Source organism: Enterobacter sp. E1, assembly GCF_016809815.1.
In the GTDB taxonomy this organism is placed as follows: domain Bacteria; phylum Pseudomonadota; class Gammaproteobacteria; order Enterobacterales; family Enterobacteriaceae; genus Enterobacter; species Enterobacter adelaidei.
On the sequence record NZ_JAFBJM010000004.1, the window covers coordinates 378,948 to 400,969 of the forward strand.

The 22,022-nt window shown below is 54.8% G+C and carries 22 protein-coding genes; 10 read left to right on the forward strand and 12 right to left on the reverse strand.

Annotation, left to right across the window (positions count from 1 at the left end; genetic code table 11):
• Positions 1-83: 83 nt before the first annotated feature.
• Positions 84-1,817, forward strand: coding sequence for a potassium/proton antiporter (locus JGF26_RS13575; RefSeq protein ID WP_028018690.1), 1,734 nt, complete (start codon positions 84-86; stop codon positions 1,815-1,817).
• Between the two features lie 46 nt (positions 1,818-1,863).
• On the opposite strand, the gene dadX is transcribed toward JGF26_RS13575, so the two are convergent.
• Positions 1,864-2,934 (reverse strand): catabolic alanine racemase DadX, encoded by a 1,071-nt coding sequence (gene dadX / locus JGF26_RS13580; protein WP_108089702.1) that lies wholly within the window; start codon positions 2,932-2,934, stop codon positions 1,864-1,866.
• Positions 2,935-2,943: 9 nt separating this feature from the next.
• Positions 2,944-4,242: a D-amino acid dehydrogenase gene (locus JGF26_RS13585; protein ID WP_028018688.1), complete on the reverse strand. Its 1,299-nt coding sequence runs from the start codon at positions 4,240-4,242 to the stop codon at positions 2,944-2,946.
• Between the two features lie 321 nt (positions 4,243-4,563).
• On the opposite strand from JGF26_RS13585, the gene JGF26_RS13590 reads away from it, so the two are divergent.
• Positions 4,564-6,096, forward strand: a complete 1,533-nt coding sequence (locus tag JGF26_RS13590; protein WP_024909810.1) for a SpoVR family protein — start codon at positions 4,564-4,566, stop codon at positions 6,094-6,096.
• 118 nt (positions 6,097-6,214) lie between these two features.
• Here JGF26_RS13590 and fadR read toward each other — a convergent pair whose 3' ends face one another.
• On the reverse strand, positions 6,215-6,934 hold the full coding sequence (gene fadR / locus JGF26_RS13595) for a fatty acid metabolism transcriptional regulator FadR (RefSeq protein ID WP_028018687.1): 720 nt from the start codon (positions 6,932-6,934) through the stop codon (positions 6,215-6,217).
• A gap of 201 nt (positions 6,935-7,135) precedes the next feature.
• On the opposite strand from fadR, the gene nhaB reads away from it, so the two are divergent.
• On the forward strand, positions 7,136-8,674 hold the full coding sequence (nhaB, locus tag JGF26_RS13600; protein ID WP_049008558.1) for a Na(+)/H(+) antiporter NhaB: 1,539 nt from the start codon (positions 7,136-7,138) through the stop codon (positions 8,672-8,674).
• Between the two features lie 143 nt (positions 8,675-8,817).
• Positions 8,818-9,348 (forward strand): disulfide bond formation protein DsbB, encoded by a 531-nt coding sequence (gene dsbB / locus JGF26_RS13605; RefSeq protein ID WP_028018685.1) that lies wholly within the window; start codon positions 8,818-8,820, stop codon positions 9,346-9,348.
• 65 nt (positions 9,349-9,413) lie between these two features.
• On the opposite strand, the gene JGF26_RS13610 is transcribed toward dsbB, so the two are convergent.
• The 3 genes from JGF26_RS13610 to JGF26_RS13620 form a co-directional block, all read right to left on the reverse strand.
• Complete coding sequence (locus JGF26_RS13610) at positions 9,414-9,854, reverse strand: YcgN family cysteine cluster protein (RefSeq protein WP_049008556.1); 441 nt, start codon at positions 9,852-9,854, stop codon at positions 9,414-9,416.
• Positions 9,855-9,947: 93 nt separating this feature from the next.
• On the reverse strand, positions 9,948-10,607 hold the full coding sequence (locus JGF26_RS13615) for a fumarylacetoacetate hydrolase family protein (protein ID WP_028018683.1): 660 nt from the start codon (positions 10,605-10,607) through the stop codon (positions 9,948-9,950).
• Positions 10,608-10,654: 47 nt separating this feature from the next.
• A complete protein-coding gene (locus JGF26_RS13620) occupies positions 10,655-10,930 on the reverse strand; it encodes a YcgL domain-containing protein (protein WP_028018682.1) in 276 nt (91 codons plus the stop codon).
• A gap of 123 nt (positions 10,931-11,053) precedes the next feature.
• Between JGF26_RS13620 and minC the strand changes: the two genes are divergently transcribed.
• The 3 genes from minC to minE are packed head-to-tail and all read left to right on the forward strand — an operon-like array spanning position 11,054 to position 12,870.
• A complete protein-coding gene (gene minC, locus JGF26_RS13625) occupies positions 11,054-11,761 on the forward strand; it encodes a septum site-determining protein MinC (protein WP_049008555.1) in 708 nt (235 codons plus the stop codon).
• A gap of 23 nt (positions 11,762-11,784) precedes the next feature.
• Complete coding sequence (gene minD / locus JGF26_RS13630) at positions 11,785-12,597, forward strand: septum site-determining protein MinD (protein WP_023312187.1); 813 nt, start codon at positions 11,785-11,787, stop codon at positions 12,595-12,597.
• Positions 12,598-12,600: 3 nt separating this feature from the next.
• On the forward strand, positions 12,601-12,870 hold the full coding sequence (minE, locus tag JGF26_RS13635) for a cell division topological specificity factor MinE (RefSeq protein WP_008500504.1): 270 nt from the start codon (positions 12,601-12,603) through the stop codon (positions 12,868-12,870).
• Between the two features lie 73 nt (positions 12,871-12,943).
• Here minE and rnd read toward each other — a convergent pair whose 3' ends face one another.
• The 5 genes from rnd to JGF26_RS13660 all read right to left on the reverse strand — a co-directional run bounded on the left by rnd (position 12,944) and on the right by JGF26_RS13660 (position 19,323).
• A complete protein-coding gene (gene rnd / locus JGF26_RS13640; protein WP_028018680.1) occupies positions 12,944-14,071 on the reverse strand; it encodes a ribonuclease D in 1,128 nt (375 codons plus the stop codon).
• Positions 14,072-14,142: 71 nt separating this feature from the next.
• The gene (gene fadD / locus JGF26_RS13645) at positions 14,143-15,828 is read right to left on the reverse strand and encodes a long-chain-fatty-acid--CoA ligase FadD (protein WP_133175275.1); all 1,686 of its coding nucleotides are present in this window, start codon (positions 15,826-15,828) and stop codon (positions 14,143-14,145) included.
• 203 nt (positions 15,829-16,031) lie between these two features.
• A complete protein-coding gene (locus JGF26_RS13650) occupies positions 16,032-16,613 on the reverse strand; it encodes a Slp family lipoprotein (protein ID WP_028018678.1) in 582 nt (193 codons plus the stop codon).
• 37 nt (positions 16,614-16,650) lie between these two features.
• Positions 16,651-17,346 (reverse strand): tRNA (adenosine(37)-N6)-threonylcarbamoyltransferase complex dimerization subunit type 1 TsaB, encoded by a 696-nt coding sequence (gene tsaB, locus JGF26_RS13655; protein ID WP_134708069.1) that lies wholly within the window; start codon positions 17,344-17,346, stop codon positions 16,651-16,653.
• Positions 17,347-17,412: 66 nt separating this feature from the next.
• The gene (locus tag JGF26_RS13660; protein ID WP_134708068.1) at positions 17,413-19,323 is read right to left on the reverse strand and encodes an ATP-dependent DNA helicase; all 1,911 of its coding nucleotides are present in this window, start codon (positions 19,321-19,323) and stop codon (positions 17,413-17,415) included.
• A gap of 133 nt (positions 19,324-19,456) precedes the next feature.
• Here JGF26_RS13660 and JGF26_RS13665 point away from each other — a divergent pair, with 133 nt between their 5' ends.
• Complete coding sequence (locus JGF26_RS13665; RefSeq protein WP_008500498.1) at positions 19,457-19,801, forward strand: RidA family protein; 345 nt, start codon at positions 19,457-19,459, stop codon at positions 19,799-19,801.
• A gap of 5 nt (positions 19,802-19,806) precedes the next feature.
• On the opposite strand, the gene JGF26_RS13670 is transcribed toward JGF26_RS13665, so the two are convergent.
• A complete protein-coding gene (locus JGF26_RS13670) occupies positions 19,807-19,989 on the reverse strand; it encodes a YoaH family protein (RefSeq protein WP_010432696.1) in 183 nt (60 codons plus the stop codon).
• A 61-nt stretch (positions 19,990-20,050) separates the two neighbouring features.
• On the opposite strand from JGF26_RS13670, the gene pabB reads away from it, so the two are divergent.
• Positions 20,051-21,376, forward strand: a complete 1,326-nt coding sequence (gene pabB / locus JGF26_RS13675) for an aminodeoxychorismate synthase component 1 (RefSeq protein WP_134708208.1) — start codon at positions 20,051-20,053, stop codon at positions 21,374-21,376.
• 6 nt (positions 21,377-21,382) lie between these two features.
• The gene (locus tag JGF26_RS13680; protein ID WP_047652298.1) at positions 21,383-21,961 is read left to right on the forward strand and encodes a CoA pyrophosphatase; all 579 of its coding nucleotides are present in this window, start codon (positions 21,383-21,385) and stop codon (positions 21,959-21,961) included.
• Positions 21,962-22,022 lie beyond the last annotated feature (61 nt).

The following is a 22,022-nucleotide window of genomic DNA, read 5'->3' on the forward strand; positions in this document are numbered from 1 at the left end:
CCCCTTAATAAAACGCTGTTGCCACCGTTAATATGTTAGGGTTTTAGTAACAGCGTTAACATTGAGGTGGGAGAAAGACAACATTGGATGCCGCAGCGATAATCAGCCTTTTCATTCTGGGTTCTGTGCTTGTAACCAGCAGTATTTTATTAAGTTCATTTTCATCGCGTCTCGGCATACCTATTCTTGTTATTTTCCTTGCCATCGGCATGCTGGCTGGCATTGATGGCATCGGCGGTATCCCATTCGATAACTACCCTTTCGCTTACATGGTGAGTAACCTCGCGCTGGCGGTGATCCTGCTGGACGGCGGGATGCGCACCCAGGCGAGTTCGTTCCGCGTGGCCTTAGGGCCTGCACTGTCGCTCGCCACGGTCGGTGTGTTGATTACCTCTGGACTGACCGGGATGATGGCCGCGTGGCTTTTCCATCTCAATATCATGGAAGGTTTGCTGATTGGCGCTATCGTTGGCTCAACCGATGCCGCAGCCGTGTTTTCCCTGCTCGGCGGAAAAGGGCTTAACGAACGTGTCGGTTCCACGCTTGAGATTGAATCCGGCAGTAACGATCCGATGGCGGTGTTTCTCACCATCACGTTAATCGAGATGATTCAGCAGCACGAAAACGGGCTGAGCTGGATGTTTGCCTGGCATATTCTGCAGCAGTTCGGTCTGGGTATTTTCATCGGTCTGGCGGGAGGATATCTGTTACAGCAGATGATCAACCGTATCTCGCTTCCTCTGGGGCTTTACCCTCTGCTGGCGCTGAGCGGCGGCATTCTGATTTTTGCCGTTACCACGGCGCTGGACGGCAGCGGCATTCTGGCGGTTTATCTCTGCGGATTCCTGATGGGCAACCGTCCGATTCGCAACCGTCACGCCATTTTGCAGAATTTCGACGGTCTGGCATGGCTGGCGCAAATCGGCATGTTCCTGGTGCTGGGTCTGCTGGTTACGCCGTCAGACCTGTTGCCGATTGCCGTTCCGGCGCTGTTGCTTTCAGCATGGATGATCTTCTTCGCCCGTCCGCTGTCGGTGTTTGCGGGCCTGCTGCCGTTTCGCGGTTTCAATCTACGTGAACGGGTTTTTATCAGTTGGGTGGGGCTGCGTGGTGCGGTGCCGATTATTCTTGCCGTCTTCCCGATGATGGCCGGTCTGGATAATGCGCGGTTGTTCTTTAACGTGGCGTTCTTCGTGGTACTGATTTCCCTGCTATTCCAGGGAACCTCACTCGGGTGGGCAGCGAAAAAAGCCAAAGTGGTGGTCCCTCCTGTCGGCTGGCCGGTTTCCCGCGTGGGGCTGGACATTCACCCTGAGAACCCATGGGAACAGTTCGTCTATCAACTGAGCGCCGACAAATGGTGTGTGGGAGCATCGCTGCGCGATTTGCATATGCCGGCCGAAACGCGTATTGCCGCCTTGTTCCGTGATAATGCCCTGCTGCACCCTACCGGCAGTACTCGTCTGCGCGAAGGCGATATCCTGTGTGTCATTGGCCGCGAGCGCGATCTGCCTGCGCTGGGCAAGCTGTTCAGTCAGTCACCACCGGTGGCGCTGGATCAGCGCTTCTTTGGTGATTTTATTCTGGAAGCGAGTGCCAAGTTTGCCGATGTGGCGCTGATTTACGGTCTGGATGAAGGGCTGGAGTACCGCGACAAGCAGCAAACGCTGGGTGAAATCATTCAACAACTGCTGGGTGCAGCCCCCGTCGTTGGTGACCAGGTGGAGTTTGCCGGGATGATCTGGACGGTGGCCGAGAAAGAAGATAACGAGGTCAGGAAAGTTGGCGTGAGGCCAATGGACGAGGAAGCGGAGTAGTTGTTTTTTTGCCGGGTAAGCGCTAGCGCTACCCGGCGAATATATGTTACACCGTCACAACCGGCACTCTTGGTGCCAGCGCGCACATTAATTCGTACCCCACCGTTCCCGCCGCGGCAGCCACATCGTCAATTTTGATTTCGTTCCCCCACAGCTCAACCGGTGAACCGATCCCCGCCTGCGGGCATGGCGTCAAATCAACGGCCAGCATATCCATAGAGATGGTACCCACCGTACCGGTGCGCACACCATCTACCAGGACTGGCGTACCGGTCGGGGCGATGCGCGGGTAACCGTCCGCATAGCCGCCCGCCACAATACCAATCCGTTGCTCGCCCTTCGCCCGGTAACGGCTGCCGTAGCCCACCGTGTCACCGGCCTTCAGCGTCTGCACGCCAATAATTTCACTGCGCAGGGTCATGACCGGCTTCAGGCCGCTGTTGGCGATATCCTGCCACTGACCTGACGGTGATGCGCCGTACAAGACAATCCCCGGTCGTACCCAGTTATAGTGGGCTTCAGGATGCCATAGCGTAGCGGCTGAATTTGACAGCGAGCGCGGACAATCCAGACCTTCAGCCGCCTGCTCAATACGGACCATGGCATCGGCAATGCCATCAGGTTTTTCCGCATCGGCAAAGTGCGCCATCAACGTCATTTCACCCACATTCTTCAGCGCACGCAGCTGTTGCCAGACGGTGTGCACCCGCTCAGGCTGGAAGCCCAGGCGGTTCATACCGCTGTTGACTTTGAGGTAAATATCCAGCGGCGCATGCAGTTTTGCATCCTGCAGGGCTTTAATTTGCCAGTTGCTGTGAACGCTGGTGGTCAGCCGATATTTATCCAGTAACGGCAGGTCGTCGGCGTGGAAGAAACCCTCAAGCAACAGGATGGGCCCTTTCCAGCCGCGTTCACGCAGCAGAATGGCCTCTTCCAGATTCAGTAACGCAAAACCGTCGGTCGCGCTGAGGGCGCTCCAGATACGGTCAATACCGTGGCCGTAGGCATTCGCTTTGACCACCGACCAGACGCGTGAACCAGGTGCTGCCCGGCGAACAATTTGCAGGTTATCTTTCAGGGCCTGCAGATCCAGCTGAGCCAGAACAGGACGGGACATGACGACTCCTTAGTTATGCGCGCCGTGCAGGTGCTGTGGACGTGACGGCGTAAACCCTGATTGATAGCGTGCGGCGCTTAAATCGTCAAACGGAATGGCCGGCGTGCGCCCGGAAATCAGGTCGCTCAGCAGTTGACCAGACCCGCAGGCCATCGTCCAGCCAAGCGTGCCGTGTCCGGTATTGGTCCACAGATTTTTAAACGGCGTGCGCCCAACTATCGGTGTGCCGTCGGGAGTCATTGGACGCAGGCCGGTCCAGAACGTTGCCTGCTCAACAAAACCCCCGCGCGGGAAGAGATCCCCCACCACCATCTCCAGCGTTTCACGACGCGGCTTCAGCAGCTCGGTGTTGAAGCCGACAATCTCCGCCATGCCGCCGACGCGGATGCGGTTATCGAAGCGCGTAATCGCAATCTTGTAGGTTTCATCCAGGATGGTCGACACGGGAGCGCCGCTCTCCTCTTTCACCGGAATGGTCAGCGAGTAGCCCTTGAGCGGATAGACCGGAATATCGAGAATGCCTTTCAGCATGGCAGTGGAGTACGAGCCAAACGCCATGACGTAAGCATCAGCTTTGATCACTTCGTCGCCGCACTTCACGCCGTAAATCTTTTCCCCTTCCGACAGCAGCTTATCGACAGAGGTGTTAAAGCGGAATTTCACCCCCGCCTGCTCGCACATTTGTGCCAGACGTTGCGTAAAGAGCTGGCAGTCACCGGTTTCGTCATTAGGGAGGCGCAGACCGCCCGTCAGTTTGTGTGCCACTTCCGCCAGGGCCGGTTCAACCTGACCAAGCTGGCTCGCTTCCAGCAGCTGGTACGGTACGCCGGCATCTTCCAGCACGGCGATATCGCGGGTCGCATTTTCGTACTGTTGCTCCGTACGGAACAGCTGTAGCGTCCCGCCCTGGCGGCCTTCGTACTCAATACCGGTCGACGCGCGCAAGGCTTTCAGGCAATCACGGCTGTACTCCGCCAGACGCACCATACGCCCTTTGTTTTCCATGTAGTGCCGGGTGTCGCAGTTGCGCAGCATTTGCCACATCCACTTCAACTGGAACTGGGTGCCGTCGAGGCTGATGGCCAGAGGCGCATGGCGCTGGAACATCCATTTAATCGCTTTCAGCGGAACACCGGGTGCCGCCCACGGCGCCGCATAGCCCGGAGAGATTTGCCCGGCGTTTGCCGCGCTGGTTTCAAGCGCTGGACCGGATTCACGATCGATAACGGTTACGTCATGTCCCGCCTGACTTAAATACCAGGCGCTGGTTACGCCAACGACACCACTTCCCAGTATGACAACACGCATAGCCACTCCATTATGTGCAAAAGAACAATCTTCTAATTACAGATTGATAACCTAGTTGAAAATATTATTCAACATATGACTTTTTTATGGTGACTTACCTCACACATCCCCCAGCATCAGGGGATAGTGCTAATTTGGGATCTCCTGCTGCGCGTTATTTTTAACCAGCATAATATGCTGTGAGACACCGTTTATTTGCCGTATCAAAAACGCGAAATCGCAAAGAAAAAATTTCTGCTCCAGCACGCTTTTTAACACGTTGATCTATGCTTGAAAGGAGGCTCTCCAGACAGAGAGAGCACCCACAATGAGGGCGCGCTAATGGCTACTATTGATTCCCTGAACAAGGACAACACACGTCTGAGCGATGGACCCGACTGGACCTTCGAGCTGCTGGATGTCTACCTCGCCGAAATCGACCGGGTGGCAAAACTGTATCGCCTGGATACTTATCCGCATCAGATTGAAGTCATTACGTCCGAACAGATGATGGACGCCTACTCCAGCGTCGGGATGCCGATTAATTATCCTCACTGGTCGTTTGGTAAAAAATTTATTGAAACGGAACGGTTGTATAAGCACGGGCAGCAGGGGCTGGCGTATGAGATTGTCATCAACTCCAACCCGTGTATTGCTTATTTGATGGAAGAGAACACCATTACCATGCAGGCGCTGGTCATGGCGCATGCCTGCTACGGACACAACTCCTTTTTCAAGAACAATTACCTGTTCCGCAGCTGGACGGATGCCAGTTCTATTGTCGATTACCTTATCTTCGCCCGTAAGTACATTACCGACTGCGAAGAGCGTTACGGCGTGGATGAAGTGGAAAAACTGCTCGACTCCTGCCATGCGCTGATGAACTACGGCGTGGATCGTTACAAACGTCCGCAGAAAATCTCCCTGCAGGAGGAGAAAGCCCGGCAGAAAAGCCGCGAAGAGTATCTGCAAAGCCAGGTGAATATGTTGTGGCGTACCCTGCCGAAGCGTGAGGAAGAGAAAGCGGTGGCCGAAGCGCGTCGCTATCCGTCCGAGCCACAAGAAAACCTGCTCTATTTTATGGAGAAGAATGCTCCGCTGCTGGAACCATGGCAGCGTGAAATACTGCGCATCGTGCGCAAGGTAAGCCAGTATTTCTACCCGCAAAAACAGACCCAGGTGATGAACGAGGGCTGGGCGACATTCTGGCACTACACCATTCTCAACCATCTGTATGACGAAGGAAAAGTCACCGAGCGGTTTATGATGGAATTCCTGCATAGCCATACCAATGTGGTGTTCCAGCCGCCGTACAACAGCCCGTGGTACAGCGGGATTAACCCGTACGCGCTTGGCTTTGCCATGTTCCAGGACATTAAACGTATCTGTCAGTCACCCACAGAAGAAGACAAGTACTGGTTCCCGGATATCGCCGGTTCTGACTGGCTGGAAACGCTGCATTTCGCCATGCGCGACTTTAAGGATGAGAGCTTTATCAGCCAGTTTATGTCGCCGAAGATCATGCGTGATTTCCGCTTCTTTACCGTTCTGGACGATGATCGGAATAATTATCTGGAGATTTCAGCGATCCATAACGAAGAGGGGTACCGTGAGATCCGCTCTCGCCTCTCTTCTCAGTACAACCTGAGCAATCTTGAACCCAATATTCAGGTATGGAACGTTGATTTACGCGGTGACCGCTCTCTGACGTTGCGGTATATCCCGCACAACCGCGCGCCGCTGGATAAAGGGCGTAAAGAAGTGCTGAAGCATGTGCATCGCCTGTGGGGCTTTGACGTGCAACTTGAGCAGCAGAATGAAGATGGTAGCGTGGAGTTACTTGAGCGTTGTCCGGCGCGGTTGAATACGCTGTAGTACAGCTTTTTTTTGCCCGGTGGCGCTACGCTTACCGGGCCTACAAAACCCGTAGGTCGGGTAAGGCGCAGCCGCCACCCGACGAAAAAAAAACCTCTCATATGAGAGGTTTTTTTATTTAACGACTTTGAATCGCTAAATCACCCGGTAGGGTTTTCTGCATACGGTGCCAGATTTCACCGGAGTCGTGGCCGTAGCGACGCACGGTTTCATAGACCTGATCGTGCAGACCTTCAGAACAGAGCTTGCTCAGCTTATGGTAGAAACCCAGTGCCAGGCTGCGGGCTTCCGGATTAGCAAAATAGTGGCGACCAATGCGGGTATACAGCCCTTTCATACCATTCAGAATAAGGCCGTAAATTGGGTTGCCAGAGGCAAACGCCAGCCCACGGAAGACGTTGTAATCGAGGGTTGCAAACGCATCTGCGTGATCTTCAACTTCGTTCGCACTGGCCAGCACGGCAAGCGCATCTTCCGGATGCTGACGAAAAGCGGTGCGAATAAAGATCGTCGCAATGTTGGTACGCACGGAAAGCAGATTATCGATCAGCTGCGGCACGCTTTCATGGTCGAGGCGCGCCAGCGTTTCAAGAATGTTCAGCCCGGAAGTTTCCCAGAAGTTGTTCACTTTCGTTGGTTTGCCGTGCTGAATCGTCAACCACCCATCACGTGCCAGTCGCTGGAGCACTTCACGCAGCGTGGTGCGAGTGACGCCAATCAGTTCAGAGAGTTCGCGTTCAGCCGGAAGAATGGATCCCGCAGGAAAACGATTATTCCAGATGCTTTCAATGATGTACTCTTCCGCGAAACCCGCCGGGCTCTGCGCCTTAATGACCATAGTGAGATTTCCATTACACAGCTTTAGCAAATTGGACTCATCATACCAGAGGCACGCTGTAGCAGATAGCACGGCAAAGAGAGAAAAGAGGGATCGCGGTTTCATTTTTGTGAAATTTACAATACTGACTTATCCACCTCCAGGCCGCGATTTTTGCGTATACTCATGTTTTGTCTGAGTTGACGGGGAAGGACGTCTGTCGTGGAAATTTCTTTTGGGCGCGCAGTGTGGCGCAATTTTTTAGGCCAGTCACCCGACTGGTACAAACTGTTATTGCTGGTGTTCCTGGTCGTTAATCCCATCATTTTTATTGTGAGCCCGTTTATTGCCGGCTGGTTGCTGGTGGCCGAGTTTATCTTTACCCTGGCAATGGCGCTGAAATGTTATCCCCTGCTGCCGGGCGGATTGCTGGCGTTTGAAGCGGTCGTTATCGGTATGACCAGCGCAGAGCATGTTAAAGCAGAACTGGCCTCTAATCTGGAAGTGCTTCTGCTGCTGATATTTATGGTGGCCGGTATCTACTTCATGAAACAGCTACTGCTGTTTATCTTTACCCGCCTGCTGCTCAGCATTCCGTCGAAAACACTTCTGTCGCTGGCCTTCTGCGTGGCTGCTGCGTTTCTTTCGGCCTTCCTGGATGCCCTGACGGTCGTTGCGGTGGTGATAAGCGTTGCCGTTGGATTTTACGGCATTTACCATCGGGTGGCCTCTTCGCGCCCCGGTGACGATCTGCTGGATGACAGCCAGGTTGATACTTACCACCGGGAAGTGCTGGAACAATTTCGCGCCTTCCTGCGAAGCCTGATGATGCATGCCGGCGTTGGCACCGCCCTGGGTGGCGTGATGACAATGGTGGGTGAACCCCAAAACCTGATCATTGCCAAAGCGGCAGGCTGGCATTTTGGTGATTTCTTCCTGAGAATGGCACCGGTGAGTATACCGGTTCTGATCTGCGGTCTGGTGACCTGCATGCTGGTGGAGAAGTTTCGTCTCTTTGGCTATGGCGCACAACTCCCGGCCCCGGTGCGTCAGGAACTGCATAAATTCGATCTGCAAAGCCGTAGCCAGCGGACGCGCCAGGAGACACTGCGTCTTATTGCGCAGGGGATCATCGGTGTCTGGCTTATTGCCGCGCTGGCGTTTCATCTTGCTGAAGTGGGGTTGATTGGTCTCTCGGTTATTATCCTCGCCGCCACATTTACTGGCGTAACGGATGAACATGCTATCGGCAAGGCGTTTACCGAAGCCTTGCCGTTTACCGCGCTGTTAGCTGTATTTTTTGCCGTTGTGGCGGTAATTATTGACCAACACCTCTTCGCGCCAATTATTGCCTTTGTTTTACAGGCTGCACCGGATGCTCAGCTCTCGCTGTTTTATCTGTTTAACGGCCTGCTCTCGTCGATATCCGACAACGTCTTTGTCGGGACGGTCTACATCAATGAGGCTAAAGCGGCCATGGAGCAAGGCGTCATCAGTACGGGGCAGTTTGAGCTGCTGGCTGTGGCGATCAACACCGGCACTAACCTGCCGTCGGTTGCGACCCCTAACGGGCAAGCCGCTTTCCTCTTTCTGTTGACCTCCGCGCTGGCGCCACTCATACGACTTTCTTATGGCAAGATGGTCTGGATGGCCCTGCCCTATACGCTGGTGCTCACGATCGTGGGATTGCTTTGCGTCAAAATTACCCTCATTCCCTGTACGCAATGGTTGATACAAGCGGGTATACTTGCGGCGCAATAAAGTATGCATCTCGGGCAGTTCGCTGCCCGTTTGCCTTTTCGCACGATAAACATCCAATTACGTTTTATTTCGTCAGGTACAGGTGGCGCGAAAAACGAATTCGTTTACACTGCGCTTTCTAAGCATGTTCCAGGGAAATGATTATGTTGAGATTTTTAAACCAGTGCTCCCGCGGTCGCGGAGCGTGGTTGTTAATGGCCCTGACCGCCTTTGCGCTGGAAATGGTCGCGCTGTGGTTCCAGCATGTAATGGGACTCAAGCCTTGCGTGCTTTGTATTTACGAACGCTGCGCATTGTTTGGCATTATGGGAGCGGGTCTGGTGGGCGCGATTGCCCCGAAATCACCGCTGCGCTATGCCGCAATCGCTATCTGGTTGTACAGCGCCTGGAAAGGGATTGAACTCTCCTGGCAGCACACCATGATGCAGCTGCATCCGTCACCATTTATGACCTGTGATTTCGCCGCCCGCTTCCCGAGCTGGCTACCGCTGGATAAATGGCTGCCGCAGGTGTTTGTTGCTTCCGGCGACTGCTCCGTTCGTCAGTGGGAATTCCTGACCCTGGAGATGCCGCAGTGGCTGGTGGGTATTTTTGTGGCCTACTTCGTCGTGGCACTGCTGGTGCTGATTGCTCAGCCATTCAAACCGAAGAAACGCGATTTGTTTGGAAGGTAAACGCAGCGCTACCCGACATACAGCAAACAATAAAAAACCCGCCTCGGCGGGTTTTTTATTTCAACTCAACGGTTGGGATGATTCATGATGTGATCTTCCCAGTCCCGAACCTCAGACTCTTTCACCGCAATGTGGCGCACTGAAATGCGCTCACCGTGCATCGCCGCTTTCGACCCCGTCAGCAGCGGGTGCCAGTTTGGTAAACCTTTCCCTTCCGCCAGCAGGCGATACGCGCAGGTATGCGGCAGCCATTCGAAAGTTGGCAGGTTATCGCGGGTTAATTTGATGCAGTCCGGCTCAAACTCGAACCGACGCTCATAGTTACGGCACTGGCAGGTTTTGATGTTCAACTGTTTGCAGGCAACGTTGGTGAAGTAGATTTCGTCAGAATCTTCATCCATCAGCTTGTGCAGGCAGCACTGCCCGCATCCGTCGCACAATGATTCCCATTCCGCGTCAGTCATGTCATCAAGAGTTTTGCTTTGCCAGAAAGGGATGTCGTTCATCAGGATGTCCACACGTCAAAAGAAAGCGCACCTTATAACGAGTCTGGCACGTTGTTGCAAGTTTTGCCGCCCTCTTCAGGCGGCAAGATGCAGTTACAGCACGCGGGTTTTCAGCGACAGGCCGTTAAAACCAACCTCAAGCTCATCCCCGCTGAGTAGCGGGCCAACACCTTCCGGTGTACCTGTCAGGATCACATCACCCGGTTTCAGGGTAAAGAAGCGGCTCATATAGGCAATCAGCGGTAGGATCTTGTGGATCATATCGGCGGTGGTTCCCTGCTGGCGGAATTCACCATTAACCTTCAGGGAAAGCGGCGTATCTTGCGGGTCAGCAGTGAACTCGCCCACTGGCACAAAACCGGAGATCGGGCAGGAATTATCAAAGCCTTTGGCTTTTTCCCACGGCTGCCCGGCTTTTTTCATTTTGCCCTGAACATCACGCAACGTGAGGTCCAGCGCAACGCCGTAGCCAGCAATCGCTTTTTGCACGTGCTCTTCAGAGGCCTGACGCAGCGTCGCGCCGATCAGCACGGCGAGTTCGACTTCGTGGTGGACTGAACCCAACCCCTGCGGCAACGCCAGCGGTTGACGGATATCACAAAGCGCCGTTTCTGGCTTAATGAACAGAACCGGCTCTTCTGGCGTCGCGCTGCCCATCTCCTGAATATGTTTTGCATAGTTGCTGCCCACGCAGACCACTTTGCTGACGGGATAATCCAGTAATGCACCTTGCCAGTTATGATGTTGATACATGGTCGACCCCTAAACGGTTGATGTGTTGTGTCCAAAAACAGTTGAGACTATTTTTTTCCGTTCGCCTCAAGATGCTGTTTTAATAAATTCTCGGGCGGCGGCGGAAGCTGTAAATAATAGCCCTGCTCGGTTAATGCCGTTTTCACTTTTTCCAGATCGGCATTCACCAGCGTCTTACGACCATCCAGCGGCAGCAGCATCGCCAGCTGTGGTCGGCCAAAGCTCTTCATTAATTCTTCAGGCACGCGGGAAAAATCGTCTTTCTTTTCGACATAAAGATAGGTCTGGTCACGGCTTGTACTTCTGTAGATCACACAAAACATGTTTTTACTCTGAATTAATGGGTGGTTGCTTGCCTCAATATACTCCTGACTATAACATGCCTGATACTCTTCGGAATATCGCAGCGAGTGGTTGCGGTTAATAGCAAATTGAGTAAGGCCAGGATGTCAAACACGCCCATCGAGCTTAAAGGCAGTAGCTTCACCTTATCAGTGGTACATTTGCATGATGCAAAACCCGAGGTTATTCGTCAGGCGTTAGAAGACAAAATCGCCCAGGCTCCCGCTTTTCTGAAACACGCCCCTGTTGTTATCAATGTCAGCGCGCTTGAAGCACCGGTTAACTGGAAACTTCTCCAGCAAGCCGTCTCCTCGACCGGTCTGCGTATTGTGGGCATCAGCGGCTGCAAAGATGCTGAGTTGAAAGCGGAAATTGACCGTGCGGGGCTGCCACTTCTGACTGAGGGCAAAGAAAAAGCCTCACGTACAGCACCTGTTGCCGTCCAGACGCCCCCTCCCGTGGTGCAAAACGTTACCCCCGTCACAAAAACGCGAATGATTGATGTACCGGTTCGTTCCGGTCAGCGCATTTATGCACCAAACTGTGATCTGATTGTTACAAGCCACGTCAGTGCTGGCGCAGAGCTGATTGCAGATGGCAATATTCACGTTTACGGTATGATGCGTGGACGTGCGCTCGCGGGAGCAAGTGGCGATCGGGATGCGCAAATATTTTGTACTCACCTGACGGCGGAACTGGTGTCCATCGCAGGTGAATATTGGCTGAGCGACAAGATCCCAGCCGAATTTTATGGCAAAGCGGCTCGCCTGCTTCTGGCAGACGACGCGTTGACCGTTCAACCGTTGAATTGATCCCTTTTTAACAAGGAATTTCTATGGCACGCATTATTGTTGTTACTTCGGGTAAAGGAGGCGTTGGCAAGACCACCTCCAGCGCGGCCATCGCTACTGGTTTGGCCCAGAAGGGAAAGAAAACCATCGTTATCGACTTCGATATCGGTCTGCGTAACCTCGACCTGATCATGGGATGTGAGCGTCGCGTCGTGTATGACTTCGTGAACGTCATTCAGGGCGATGCCACGCTGAACCAGGCGATGATTAAAGACAAGCGCACCGAGAACCTCTACATTCTTCCGGCCTCTCAGACGCGTGACAAAGACGCGCTGACCCGTGAAGGGGTGGAAAAGGTGCTCGACGATCTGAAAAAAATGGATTTCGACTTCATTGTCTGCGACTCCCCTGCCGGCATCGAAACCGGTGCCCTGATGGCGCTCTACTTCGCTGATGAAGCGATCATCACCACCAACCCTGAAGTTTCATCCGTGCGTGACTCAGACCGCATTCTGGGGATCCTCGCCTCTAAATCCCGTCGTGCGGAAAATGGCGAAGACCCGATTAAAGAACACCTGCTGCTCACCCGCTACAACCCTGGCCGCGTGAACAAAGGTGACATGCTGAGCATGGAAGACGTGCTGGAGATCCTGCGCATCAAACTGGTAGGCGTTATCCCGGAAGATCAGTCCGTGTTACGCGCTTCTAACCAGGGCGAGCCAGTGATCCTTGATACAATGGCAGATGCAGGTAAAGCGTATGCTGATACTGTTGACCGTCTGCTGGGAGAAGAACGTCCTTTCCGCTTCATTGAAGAAGAGAAGAAAGGTTTCCTCAAACGCCTGTTCGGAGGATAAGTTATGGCATTACTGGACTTTTTTCTCTCGCGGAAAAAGAACACCGCCAACATCGCTAAAGAACGTCTGCAAATTATCGTGGCGGAGCGCCGTCGTAGCGACGCCGAGCCTCATTACCTGCCGCAGCTGCGTAAGGATATCCTGGAAGTGATCTGTAAGTATGTGCAGATTGACCCGGAGATGGTCACCGTACAGCTGGAGCAGAAAGACGGGGATATTTCGATTCTGGAGCTGAACGTTACGCTTCCGGAAGCGGAAGAGTCACGTCCGTAGGTTTGTGATTTTGTAGCCCGGTAAGCGCAGCGCCGCCGGGGGAATATGCCGGGTATTTCACCCGGCATATTTATTAGCGCGGATACCCTTCCAGCAGCGTATTCAGGCGATCGGCCATCAATTCTCCGCGCCATCCTGCCACCATTTCCGGCAAACCATTTTGCGGTTTCAGCTTCCAGTGCCAGTTCAGCAGCTGGTTAATCTGTCGGCGTGAGGCGAGCAGTTCCGCACTCAGTTTGCTTTCCGTTGCGACGACCTGCACCAGCGCTTTGATATCCTTAAACGCTTTACGGTAGCCCGGCATATCCATCAGATTCAGCAGCGGTTCCGGCAACGCATCTTCCGGCAGCTCCTGCGCTTTTGCGACCAGCGCCAGCAGGGTTTTGCCGTGGAAACGGATTTCGCTTCCCGAAAGCCCAATGCTGTCCAGCTCGCCCATGCTGCCTGGCATATAGCGCGCGACCGCCCAGAGATGCTCTTCGCGGACTACAAAGTTAACGGCAAGATCGCGCTCGCGGGCTTTGCGCAGACGCCAGTCCGCTAACAGCTGCAGGCACGCCAGCTGACGCGTACGCAACTGCCAGGCATTACTGATATCGCGCCAGGCGTCTTTCGGGTCAACCACTTCCTGACGACGTTGCTGCGCCATACGACACTCATCCAGGGCTGCAGCCAGCCAGCCTGAAGCTTCAGCCTCTTTCATCAGCTGTCCGGCAATAGGCAGCAGATAAAACACGTCTGCCGCCGCGTATTCCAGCTGACGCTCAGTCAGAGGGCGCGCCAGCCAGTCAGTACGGGATTCGCTTTTGTCCAGCGTCAGGCCCGTATACTCCTCTACCATAGCAGCAAAGCCCCATGAGAGCGGACGATTGCTGAATGCCGCCAGGATCTGCGTATCAATCAACGGCTGTGGCATGATGCCAAACGTGTTGAGAAATACCTCCAGATCTTCACTGCCTGCGTGCAGGTATTTCGTCACGGCAGTATCGAGCAGCAGGTCACGCATCGGCGTCCAGTCGGTAATACCGAGAGGATCGATCAGCGACACATGTTTACCGTCGAACATCTGAATCAAACCCAGCTGCGGATAGTACGTCCGGGTACGAACAAACTCGGTATCCAGGGCAATGGCAGGAAAGTCGCGCGTCACTTCGCACAGCGAAGCCAGCTCGTCATTGGTCGTGATCATCTGGTAATTCAAAACGGGTTCTCTTTTGTTTGCGCCCATAAAAAACGCCGGCTTAACCGGCGTCTGGGCGATTAGCGTGAAGCTCAGGCCTTATTGTCTACTTTGCCACGGGCTTCGTCACGTAATTCTCGTCGTAATATCTTTCCGACGTTGGATTTCGGCAACTCATCGCGGAATTCAACCAGTTTCGGTACCTTGTAGCCCGTCAGTTGACGACGACAGAACGTTACCAGCTCCTCCTCGGTGAGAGAGGGATCCTTCTTGACCACAAAAATTTTGACCGCTTCACCGCTGCTGCCGGAAGGAACCCCTACCGCCGCCACTTCGAGCACGCCGCTGTGCTGCATGACGACATCTTCGATCTCGTTCGGATAGACGTTGAACCCGGACACCAGGATCATATCTTTCTTACGGTCAACGATGCGCAGGAAGCCCTCGTCATCCATCACTGCGATGTCACCCGTGTGCAGCCAGCCGTCTTTGATGATTTCGTCGGTCGCATCGGGACGCTGCCAGTAGCCCAGCATCACCTGTGGCCCTTTAACACACAGTTCTCCCGGCTCACCCGGTGCAACTTCGTTATCGTCATCATCGACCAGTTTGGCTTCTGTCGAAGGCACTGGCAGACCAATGCTACCGCTGTGGTAGTCGATATCATGTGGATTGACGCTAACCAGCGGCGCACACTCCGTCAGGCCATAGCCTTCCAGCAAATACTGACCGGTGAGTTTGACCCAGCGCTCGGCGACCGCCTGCTGAACCGGCATGCCGCCGCCCGCAGAGAGATGCAGCGTGGAGAAATCCAGCTGCTGGAACTCTTTGTTATTGAGCAACGCGTTAAACAGGGTATTCACACCGGTCATCGCGGTGAACGGATATTTTGCCAGTTCTTTGACCAGCCCAGGAATATCGCGCGGGTTGGTAATCAATACGTTTTGGCCACCCAGTTCAATGAACAGCAGACAGTTCATGGTGAGCGCAAAAATGTGATACAGCGGCAATGCTGTAATGACCAGCTCTTTTCCAGGATGCAGCAGTGGGCCATATGTAGCATTCACCTGCTCAAGGTTAGCCAGCATGTTACGGTGGGTAAGCATCGCGCCTTTCGCCACGCCGGTAGTGCCGCCAGTGTATTGCAGGAAGGCCAGGTCTTCAGACACCACTTCCGGCTTGACGTATTGCATACGATAGCCCGCATGGAGCGCACGGCGGAAGGAGATAGCATCCGGCAGATGGTATTTTGGCACCAGGCGTTTGACGTATTTGACGACAAAGTTAACCAGCGTGCCTTTGGCGGTGGAGAGTTGATCCCCCATACGCGTCAGGATGACGTGCTTAACCTGGGTTTTGTCGACCACTTTTTCCAGCGTGTGGGCAAAGTTAGAGACAATCACAATCGCCGCCGCGCCGCTGTCGTTCAGCTGGTGTTCCAGCTCACGCGGCGTGTACAACGGGTTAACGTTGACGACAATCATCCCGGCTCGCAGGATACCGAACAGCGCCACCGGGTATTGCAGCAGGTTCGGCATCATCAGCGCGACGCGGTCCCCTTTTTGCAGCCCCAGACCTTCCTGCAGGTAAGCCGCAAACGCCCGGCTACGCTCCTCAAGTTTACGGAACGTCATCACCTCGCCCATGTTCACGAAAGCGGGTTGATCGGCATAACGCCTTACCGAGTGTTCAAATAATTCAACCAGGGATTGATAACGGTCAGGATTGATCTCGGCAGGAACATCTGCGGGATAACGGTTAAGCCAAACCTTCTTCAATGCATCACCTCTGAAATGAGTGTTCGTCGTCATCACAACCCCGATAATAAACAGTTTGTTAACATTATATTAACTCAGCGTACCAGTTTATTAATTGTTCAGATTTAAGGTTGCGAAGCGCGTCACTCTTTTTTTTCGTCTTGTCCGTAAAAAAACAGAGACAGCGGCTGAGCCGCTGTCTCTTTTCCAACAATAACAGTAAGTTACTCAGTAACGATAGTCTGTACCTGTGCAGGCCCTGGGTTATACCAACCCCAACCCGGGTAGCCATAACGATAAGGATGCGGCCCCCACATCCACGGGTCGATCGGCTGAGGCGGCATGATCACCTGCTGTGCCAGCCGCCAGCGTTTATACCCGTTAACCTGCATGGTCATGAATTTGTACGGCGTGTTGCCGATTTTGCCCTGCACGGCGCCGGTAATTGGCCCGACGACGGTCACCAGCTGCCCGCGAAAATCGACCGGGTCAAGGAAACCACTGACGTCCGCATAAATACGTCCGCGAGAGGCTTCACCCAGAACAGGCCTTGCACCGCTGTCCAGCGGGACGGTCGCGATCTCCAGACGGGTTTTCCCCTGCTGATTTTGCACGTCGATCACCTTGCCGCCAAAGCGGGCTTCCTGGCCGACGTACAGCTCAGGCGCATTCATCACCCGAACCAGATCCTGCTGTGGCGTTGGGCTGCTGCCCTTAATCGCATCAGGAACGGAAACGCATCCGCTCAGTGCTATGGCAACTGCGCCTGCCATAATAAGGCGTACTACTTTGGTCTGAACCGCCATGATGCGACTCCTTTTTCTCAGTTCCTGTTACTGAGATTCACTCGCGGCCCGGAAGTTTCTTCCACGCGACGGTGTTTCGCAAATAAACCGGCTCCGCGTGTTCAACGGCAACGGTTTTTCCTTCTGCGAGTAGCTGGCAGGCAATCGGAAGCATATCTTCCGCAGCCGGCAGCAGTATGTTGCCGTCTACCAGCGTCACCCCGGTGCCGCTCGTCATCTCCGGCCACGCAGGCCAGCCGGTGCCAACGGTCGCCCATTCACCGGACAACTGTTGCAGTCTTTCGGTGACCGCTTCCGGCTTAAGCACGGCTTCCGTCTCTTCACCGTGCCAAACGCCGTTTTCATCGCGCGTATATTCGGCCCAGTAGACTTCACCCATGCGGGCATCAATCGCGGCCAGCACGCGCGTTGCTCCGGTCATGCGCCATGCACCCTGCGCCATGGTGGCGAGAGTAGAGACGCCGATCATCGGCAGCGCAGCGCCCAACGCCAGCCCCTGTGCAATGCCAATCCCGATACGTACGCCCGTAAAGCTGCCAGGGCCACGGCCAAAGGCCAGCGCATCGAGGTCGGTTAAGGAGGTGTTGCCCTGGGTTAAAATCGCTTTTACCAGGGGCAGAATGCGTTGGGTGTGTTCCCGTGGGCACTCTTCGAAATGGGCAGAGATAGTACCGTCGTTCCACAGGGCAACGGAACAGGCCTCTGTAGCGGTATCAATAGCCAGAATTCGCATCAGTTGTCGCGCTCTCGCAAGGGTCAGTCACAAAATGGCGCGCATCTTAGCACACTCCGGGGCAAATTACTCCGCCGTTGGGTTTGCGAGGAAACGCACCGCGCGTTTTATGTCCCGCGTACGTGGCGCGGGCGGCAGGCTTGCAAGGAAAGTGGCACCATACGGGCGCATCACCAGCCGGTTATCGCAAATGACCAGCACACCGCGGTCGGTCACGTCGCGGATCAATCGCCCTACCCCTTGCTTAAGGGTGATAACCGCATCCGGCAGCTGGACTTCATCAAACGGATCGCCTCCGCGCAGGCGGCAATCTTCCATGCGCGCTTTCAGCAGCGGATCGTCCGGAGAGGTAAACGGCAGTTTATCAATAATCACCAGCGAGAGCGTGTCCCCGCGCACATCTACCCCTTCCCAGAAGCTGCTGGTGGCCACAAGGAGGGCATTACCAGCGCTGACAAACTGCTGCAGTAACTGTCCTTTGCTGGTTTCACCCTGTAACAGCACTGGCAAGGTCATGGTGGTGCGGAACTGCTCAGCCAGGTCACGCATCATGGCGTGAGAAGTGCAGAGCATAAAGCAGCGGCCATTGTTGGCCTCAATCATCGGTTTTAACATCGCCGCCAGGTGGCGTGCGGCACCGGGCTGATTCGGTAATGGCAAATTGCGCGGCACACAGAGCAGCGCCTGTTTTTCGTAATCGAACGGGCTTGGCAGCAGCAGCGACTCCGCCTGCTCGATACCCAGACGCTCGGTAAAGTGATGCAAATCGTCATTCACCGAAAGCGTCGCCGAGGTGAAGATCCAGCTTCCCGGCTTTTGCGCCATCACCTCTTTGAATTTATCCGCTACGGTAAGCGGCGTGAGCGCTAGCGTGAAATGCCGCGAGGTACACTCATACCAGTAGCTGAACCCCGGCTGGTTAATCTCTTTCAGCCGTTTGAGCCGCCCGCGATAGAGCGTGGCGCGCTCGAAGGCGGCATCCAGCAGCGCGGAGCGGCCAAGGGACAGTTTTGCCACGTCGTAACAGAGCTCAAGGGCATCATCCAGCAGCAGCAGTGCGCGCTGGATATTTTTGTCAGCCAGCAATTCACGCAGGTTGCCACGATAGCCCGGCTCGCCTAGCTGTAAGCGAAAATCCTGCGCGCTTTGCGCCAGACGGTCGGCACATTTCTGTAGCTGCTGGGTATCTTTTAATTCAGTACGGTAAGCAATGGTGAAATCTTTGGCCAGATCCAGTAGCTGACGGCTGGAGAGCGACTGACCGAAATACTGGCTGGCGATATCCGGTAACTGGTGGGCTTCATCGAAGATCATGACGTCCGCCTCGGGGATCAGCTCGCCGAAACCGCTGTCTTTAACCACCATATCGGCGAGAAACAGATGGTGGTTAACCACCACCACGTCGGCATCCATCGCCGTTTTGCGCGCTTTCACCACAAAGCAGTCTTTATACAGCGGGCAGTCGCTGCCAAGACAGTTATCGTTAGTACTGGTCACCAGTGGCCAGGCAGGAGAGTCTTCAGGCACGCTCGCGCAGGTGCTGATATCCCCTTCTTCGGTCTGGTTCGCCCAGGCGCGAAGAATAATAACGTCACTCAGGGTTTGCACCGGCAGATCGCCGCCCGCCAGCGCCTGCTGCTCAAGACGTTCCAGACAGAGATAGTTGGAGCGCCCCTTCAGCAAGGCCAGACGACCTTTGTATTTCAACGCCTTTGCCACGGTGGGTAAATCGCGGCTGTAGAGCTGATCCTGCAGCGCTTTCGACCCGGTGGAAATAATTACCTTCTTTTTCGCGCGCAGCGCCGGAGCGAGATACGCGTAGGTTTTCCCCGTGCCGGTTCCGGCTTCCACCACCAGCGGTTGCGCCTTGTCGATGGCGCGTGCAACGGCGTGCGCCATCTGCCGCTGTGGTTCACGCGGTTTGAAACCAGGGATGGCCTGTGCTAATTGACCTTCAGGGGAAAAATCGTCTGCCACGTTGTTCTCTCACTGTATTTTTGCACAGGGATTATGTCAGCCCCTTCTCTCCAGTGCCACCCCAAATAGTGACGACAGCGGAACAATATGGCAGTCTTGCCGCCTGATGACGAAAAATAACGAGGAAACGTTTATGACAATTGTGCGCATTGATGCCGAAGCCCGCTGGTCTGATGTGGTGATCCATAACCAGACGCTCTACTACACCGGCGTACCGGCTAACCTGGACGCAGATGCATTCGAGCAGACGGCAAATACCCTGGCGCAGATTGACGCGGTGCTGGAAAAACAGGGCAGTGACAAATCCCGCATTCTGGATGCGACCATTTTCCTGGCAAACAAAGACGATTTTGCGGCGATGAACAAAGCCTGGGATGCGTGGGTTGTGGCGGGTCACGCGCCTGTACGCTGCACCGTACAGGCCACGCTGATGAAACCGGAATACAAGGTTGAGATTAAGATTATCGCGGCAGTGTAAGCCGGTTATTCTTCATCTTCATCCTCAAAACGCGCCACGATCCGCTCGCCGGTATGGGTGGCGCGCAGTTCCTCCGCCACCTGGGCAATCGCCTGCCCGCTGCTCATCCCCTGGGACATCAGTTCCTGAATTCGCTCAACCGCTTTCTGCTGCTGTTCATGGCTCAGAGAAGGTAAACCTGCAAACATCGTCAACTCCTGCTAAATTATTGGCGCTAATTATTTCACGCTGCCCGGTAGTATGCCACACATGAACATGCGCTTCCCCACTGTTATTACCCTGCCCTGGCGAACGGACGCCGCTGAATTCTGGTTTGCTCGTTTGAGCCATCTTCCGTTTGCGATGCTGCTGCACTCCGGCTATGCGGACCACCCGTACAGCCGCTTCGATATTCTGGTCGCCGATCCCGTCAAGACGCTGACAACCGATGACATGTCGTTAACCGACGATCCGCTGATGCTGCTTCAGCAAGAAATTGACGCGCTGGGCTTATCTGCCACCCCCAACCCGGACCTCCCTTTTCAGGGTGGCGCGCTGGGCCTGTTTGGCTACGATCTGGGTCGTCGTTTCGAAACGCTACCTGAACATGCGCAGGCTGATATTTCCCTGCCAGACATGGCCGTGGGGCTGTATGACTGGGCGTTAATTGTTGATCACCAGAAAAAAACGGTTTCCCTGCTGAGCCATCGTGACGTGCAGGCGCGTCTGGACTGGCTAGAGGCGCAACAGGCTGCACCCGCAGAGACGTTCATGCTGACCTCCGACTGGCGCTCGAATATGAGCGCCGCGGATTATGCCGAAAAATTCTCGCGCGTTCAGGCGTATCTGCAAAGCGGTGACTGCTACCAGGTTAACCTTGCCCAGCGTTTCCAGGCGACTTATGAAGGCGATGAATGGCAGGCATTTACCCGACTCAATGCCACTAACCGGGCACCGTTCAGCGCGTTTATTCGCCTGAAACAGGGGGCAATACTCAGCTTGTCGCCTGAGCGCTTTATTCATCTGGCAGAGGGTACGATCCAAACCCGTCCGATTAAAGGCACATTGCCGCGTCTTACCGATCCCGACGCCGATCGTCAGCAGGCCGAAAAACTGGCCACCTCACCGAAGGACCGCGCCGAAAACCTGATGATTGTTGATCTCATGCGTAACGATATAGGCCGGGTGGCCGTTCCGGGCAGCGTACGCGTGCCGGAACTGTTTGTCGTCGAACCTTTCCCGGCGGTGCATCATCTGGTCAGTACCATTACCGCGCGTCTGCCCACTTCTCGCACCGCTTGCGATCTGCTCCGCGCCGCGTTTCCTGGCGGATCCATCACAGGTGCGCCAAAAATTCGCGCCATGGAAATCATCGACGAACTGGAACCGCACCGCCGCAACGCCTGGTGCGGTAGCATTGGCTATATCAGCCTCTGTGGCACGCTGGATACCAGCATCACGATCCGCACGCTGACGGCCTGCAACGGAAATCTTTACTGTTCGGCCGGAGGCGGCATTGTTGCTGATAGCCAGGTCGATGCGGAATATCAGGAAACCTTTGATAAAGTTAACCGTATCCTGAAACAACTGGAGTAATCACGGGTGGAAAAAGAGAACCTGACGCTGGATGACTTTTTATCACGTTTTCAGCTATTACGACCGCAGGTCAACCGCGAAGCGCTTAATCAGCGTCAGGCAGCCGTACTGATCCCGGTCGTGCGTCGCGCGCAGCCGGGCCTGCTGCTCACCCAGCGTTCTCCCCATTTACGTAAGCACGCGGGTCAGGTCGCCTTTCCAGGAGGCGCAGTCGACAGTTCCGACGCCTCGCTGATTGCCGCCGCGCTGCGGGAGGCGCAGGAAGAGGTTGCCATTCCGCCAGAGGCGGTGGAGGTTATCGGCGTGCTGCCGCCCGTCGACAGTGTCACCGGGTTTCAGGTCACGCCAGTGGTTGGCATTATCCCGCCGGGCCTGCAGTATCACGCCAGCGTTGATGAAGTTTCCGCGGTGTTTGAAATGCCGCTGGATGAAGCCCTTCGACTGAGTCGTTATCACCCGCTGGATATTCAGCGTCGCGGACATGACCATCGGGTCTGGTTGTCCTGGTATCAGCATTATTTTGTCTGGGGCATGACGGCGGGGATTATTCGTGAGCTGGCGTTGCAAATCGGCCTGAAGCCTTGACTATACTTTACATTCCACCCTCTTCTGCCAGGTTTGCGATCTGCGTCGCGCTATTAGCAAA

Coding starts and splice junctions, on each gene's coding strand:
- JGF26_RS13620 (WP_028018682.1), bottom strand. CDS start 10,930: ATGTTTTGTGTGATCTACAGAAGTACAAGCCGTGACCAGACCTATCTT.
- JGF26_RS13615 (WP_028018683.1), bottom strand. CDS start 10,607: ATGTATCAACATCATAACTGGCAAGGTGCATTACTGGATTATCCCGTC.
- JGF26_RS13665 (WP_008500498.1), top strand. CDS start 19,457: ATGACAATTGTGCGCATTGATGCCGAAGCCCGCTGGTCTGATGTGGTG.
- minD (WP_023312187.1), top strand. CDS start 11,785: ATGGCACGCATTATTGTTGTTACTTCGGGTAAAGGAGGCGTTGGCAAG.
- JGF26_RS13590 (WP_024909810.1), top strand. CDS start 4,564: ATGGCTACTATTGATTCCCTGAACAAGGACAACACACGTCTGAGCGAT.
- pabB (WP_134708208.1), top strand. CDS start 20,051: ATGAACATGCGCTTCCCCACTGTTATTACCCTGCCCTGGCGAACGGAC.
- minC (WP_049008555.1), top strand. CDS start 11,054: ATGTCAAACACGCCCATCGAGCTTAAAGGCAGTAGCTTCACCTTATCA.
- tsaB (WP_134708069.1), bottom strand. CDS start 17,346: ATGCGAATTCTGGCTATTGATACCGCTACAGAGGCCTGTTCCGTTGCC.
- JGF26_RS13670 (WP_010432696.1), bottom strand. CDS start 19,989: ATGTTTGCAGGTTTACCTTCTCTGAGCCATGAACAGCAGCAGAAAGCG.
- dsbB (WP_028018685.1), top strand. CDS start 8,818: ATGTTGAGATTTTTAAACCAGTGCTCCCGCGGTCGCGGAGCGTGGTTG.
- fadR (WP_028018687.1), bottom strand. CDS start 6,934: ATGGTCATTAAGGCGCAGAGCCCGGCGGGTTTCGCGGAAGAGTACATC.
- minE (WP_008500504.1), top strand. CDS start 12,601: ATGGCATTACTGGACTTTTTTCTCTCGCGGAAAAAGAACACCGCCAAC.
- dadX (WP_108089702.1), bottom strand. CDS start 2,934: ATGTCCCGTCCTGTTCTGGCTCAGCTGGATCTGCAGGCCCTGAAAGAT.
- JGF26_RS13610 (WP_049008556.1), bottom strand. CDS start 9,854: ATGAACGACATCCCTTTCTGGCAAAGCAAAACTCTTGATGACATGACT.
- JGF26_RS13650 (WP_028018678.1), bottom strand. CDS start 16,613: ATGGCGGTTCAGACCAAAGTAGTACGCCTTATTATGGCAGGCGCAGTT.
- JGF26_RS13585 (WP_028018688.1), bottom strand. CDS start 4,242: ATGCGTGTTGTCATACTGGGAAGTGGTGTCGTTGGCGTAACCAGCGCC.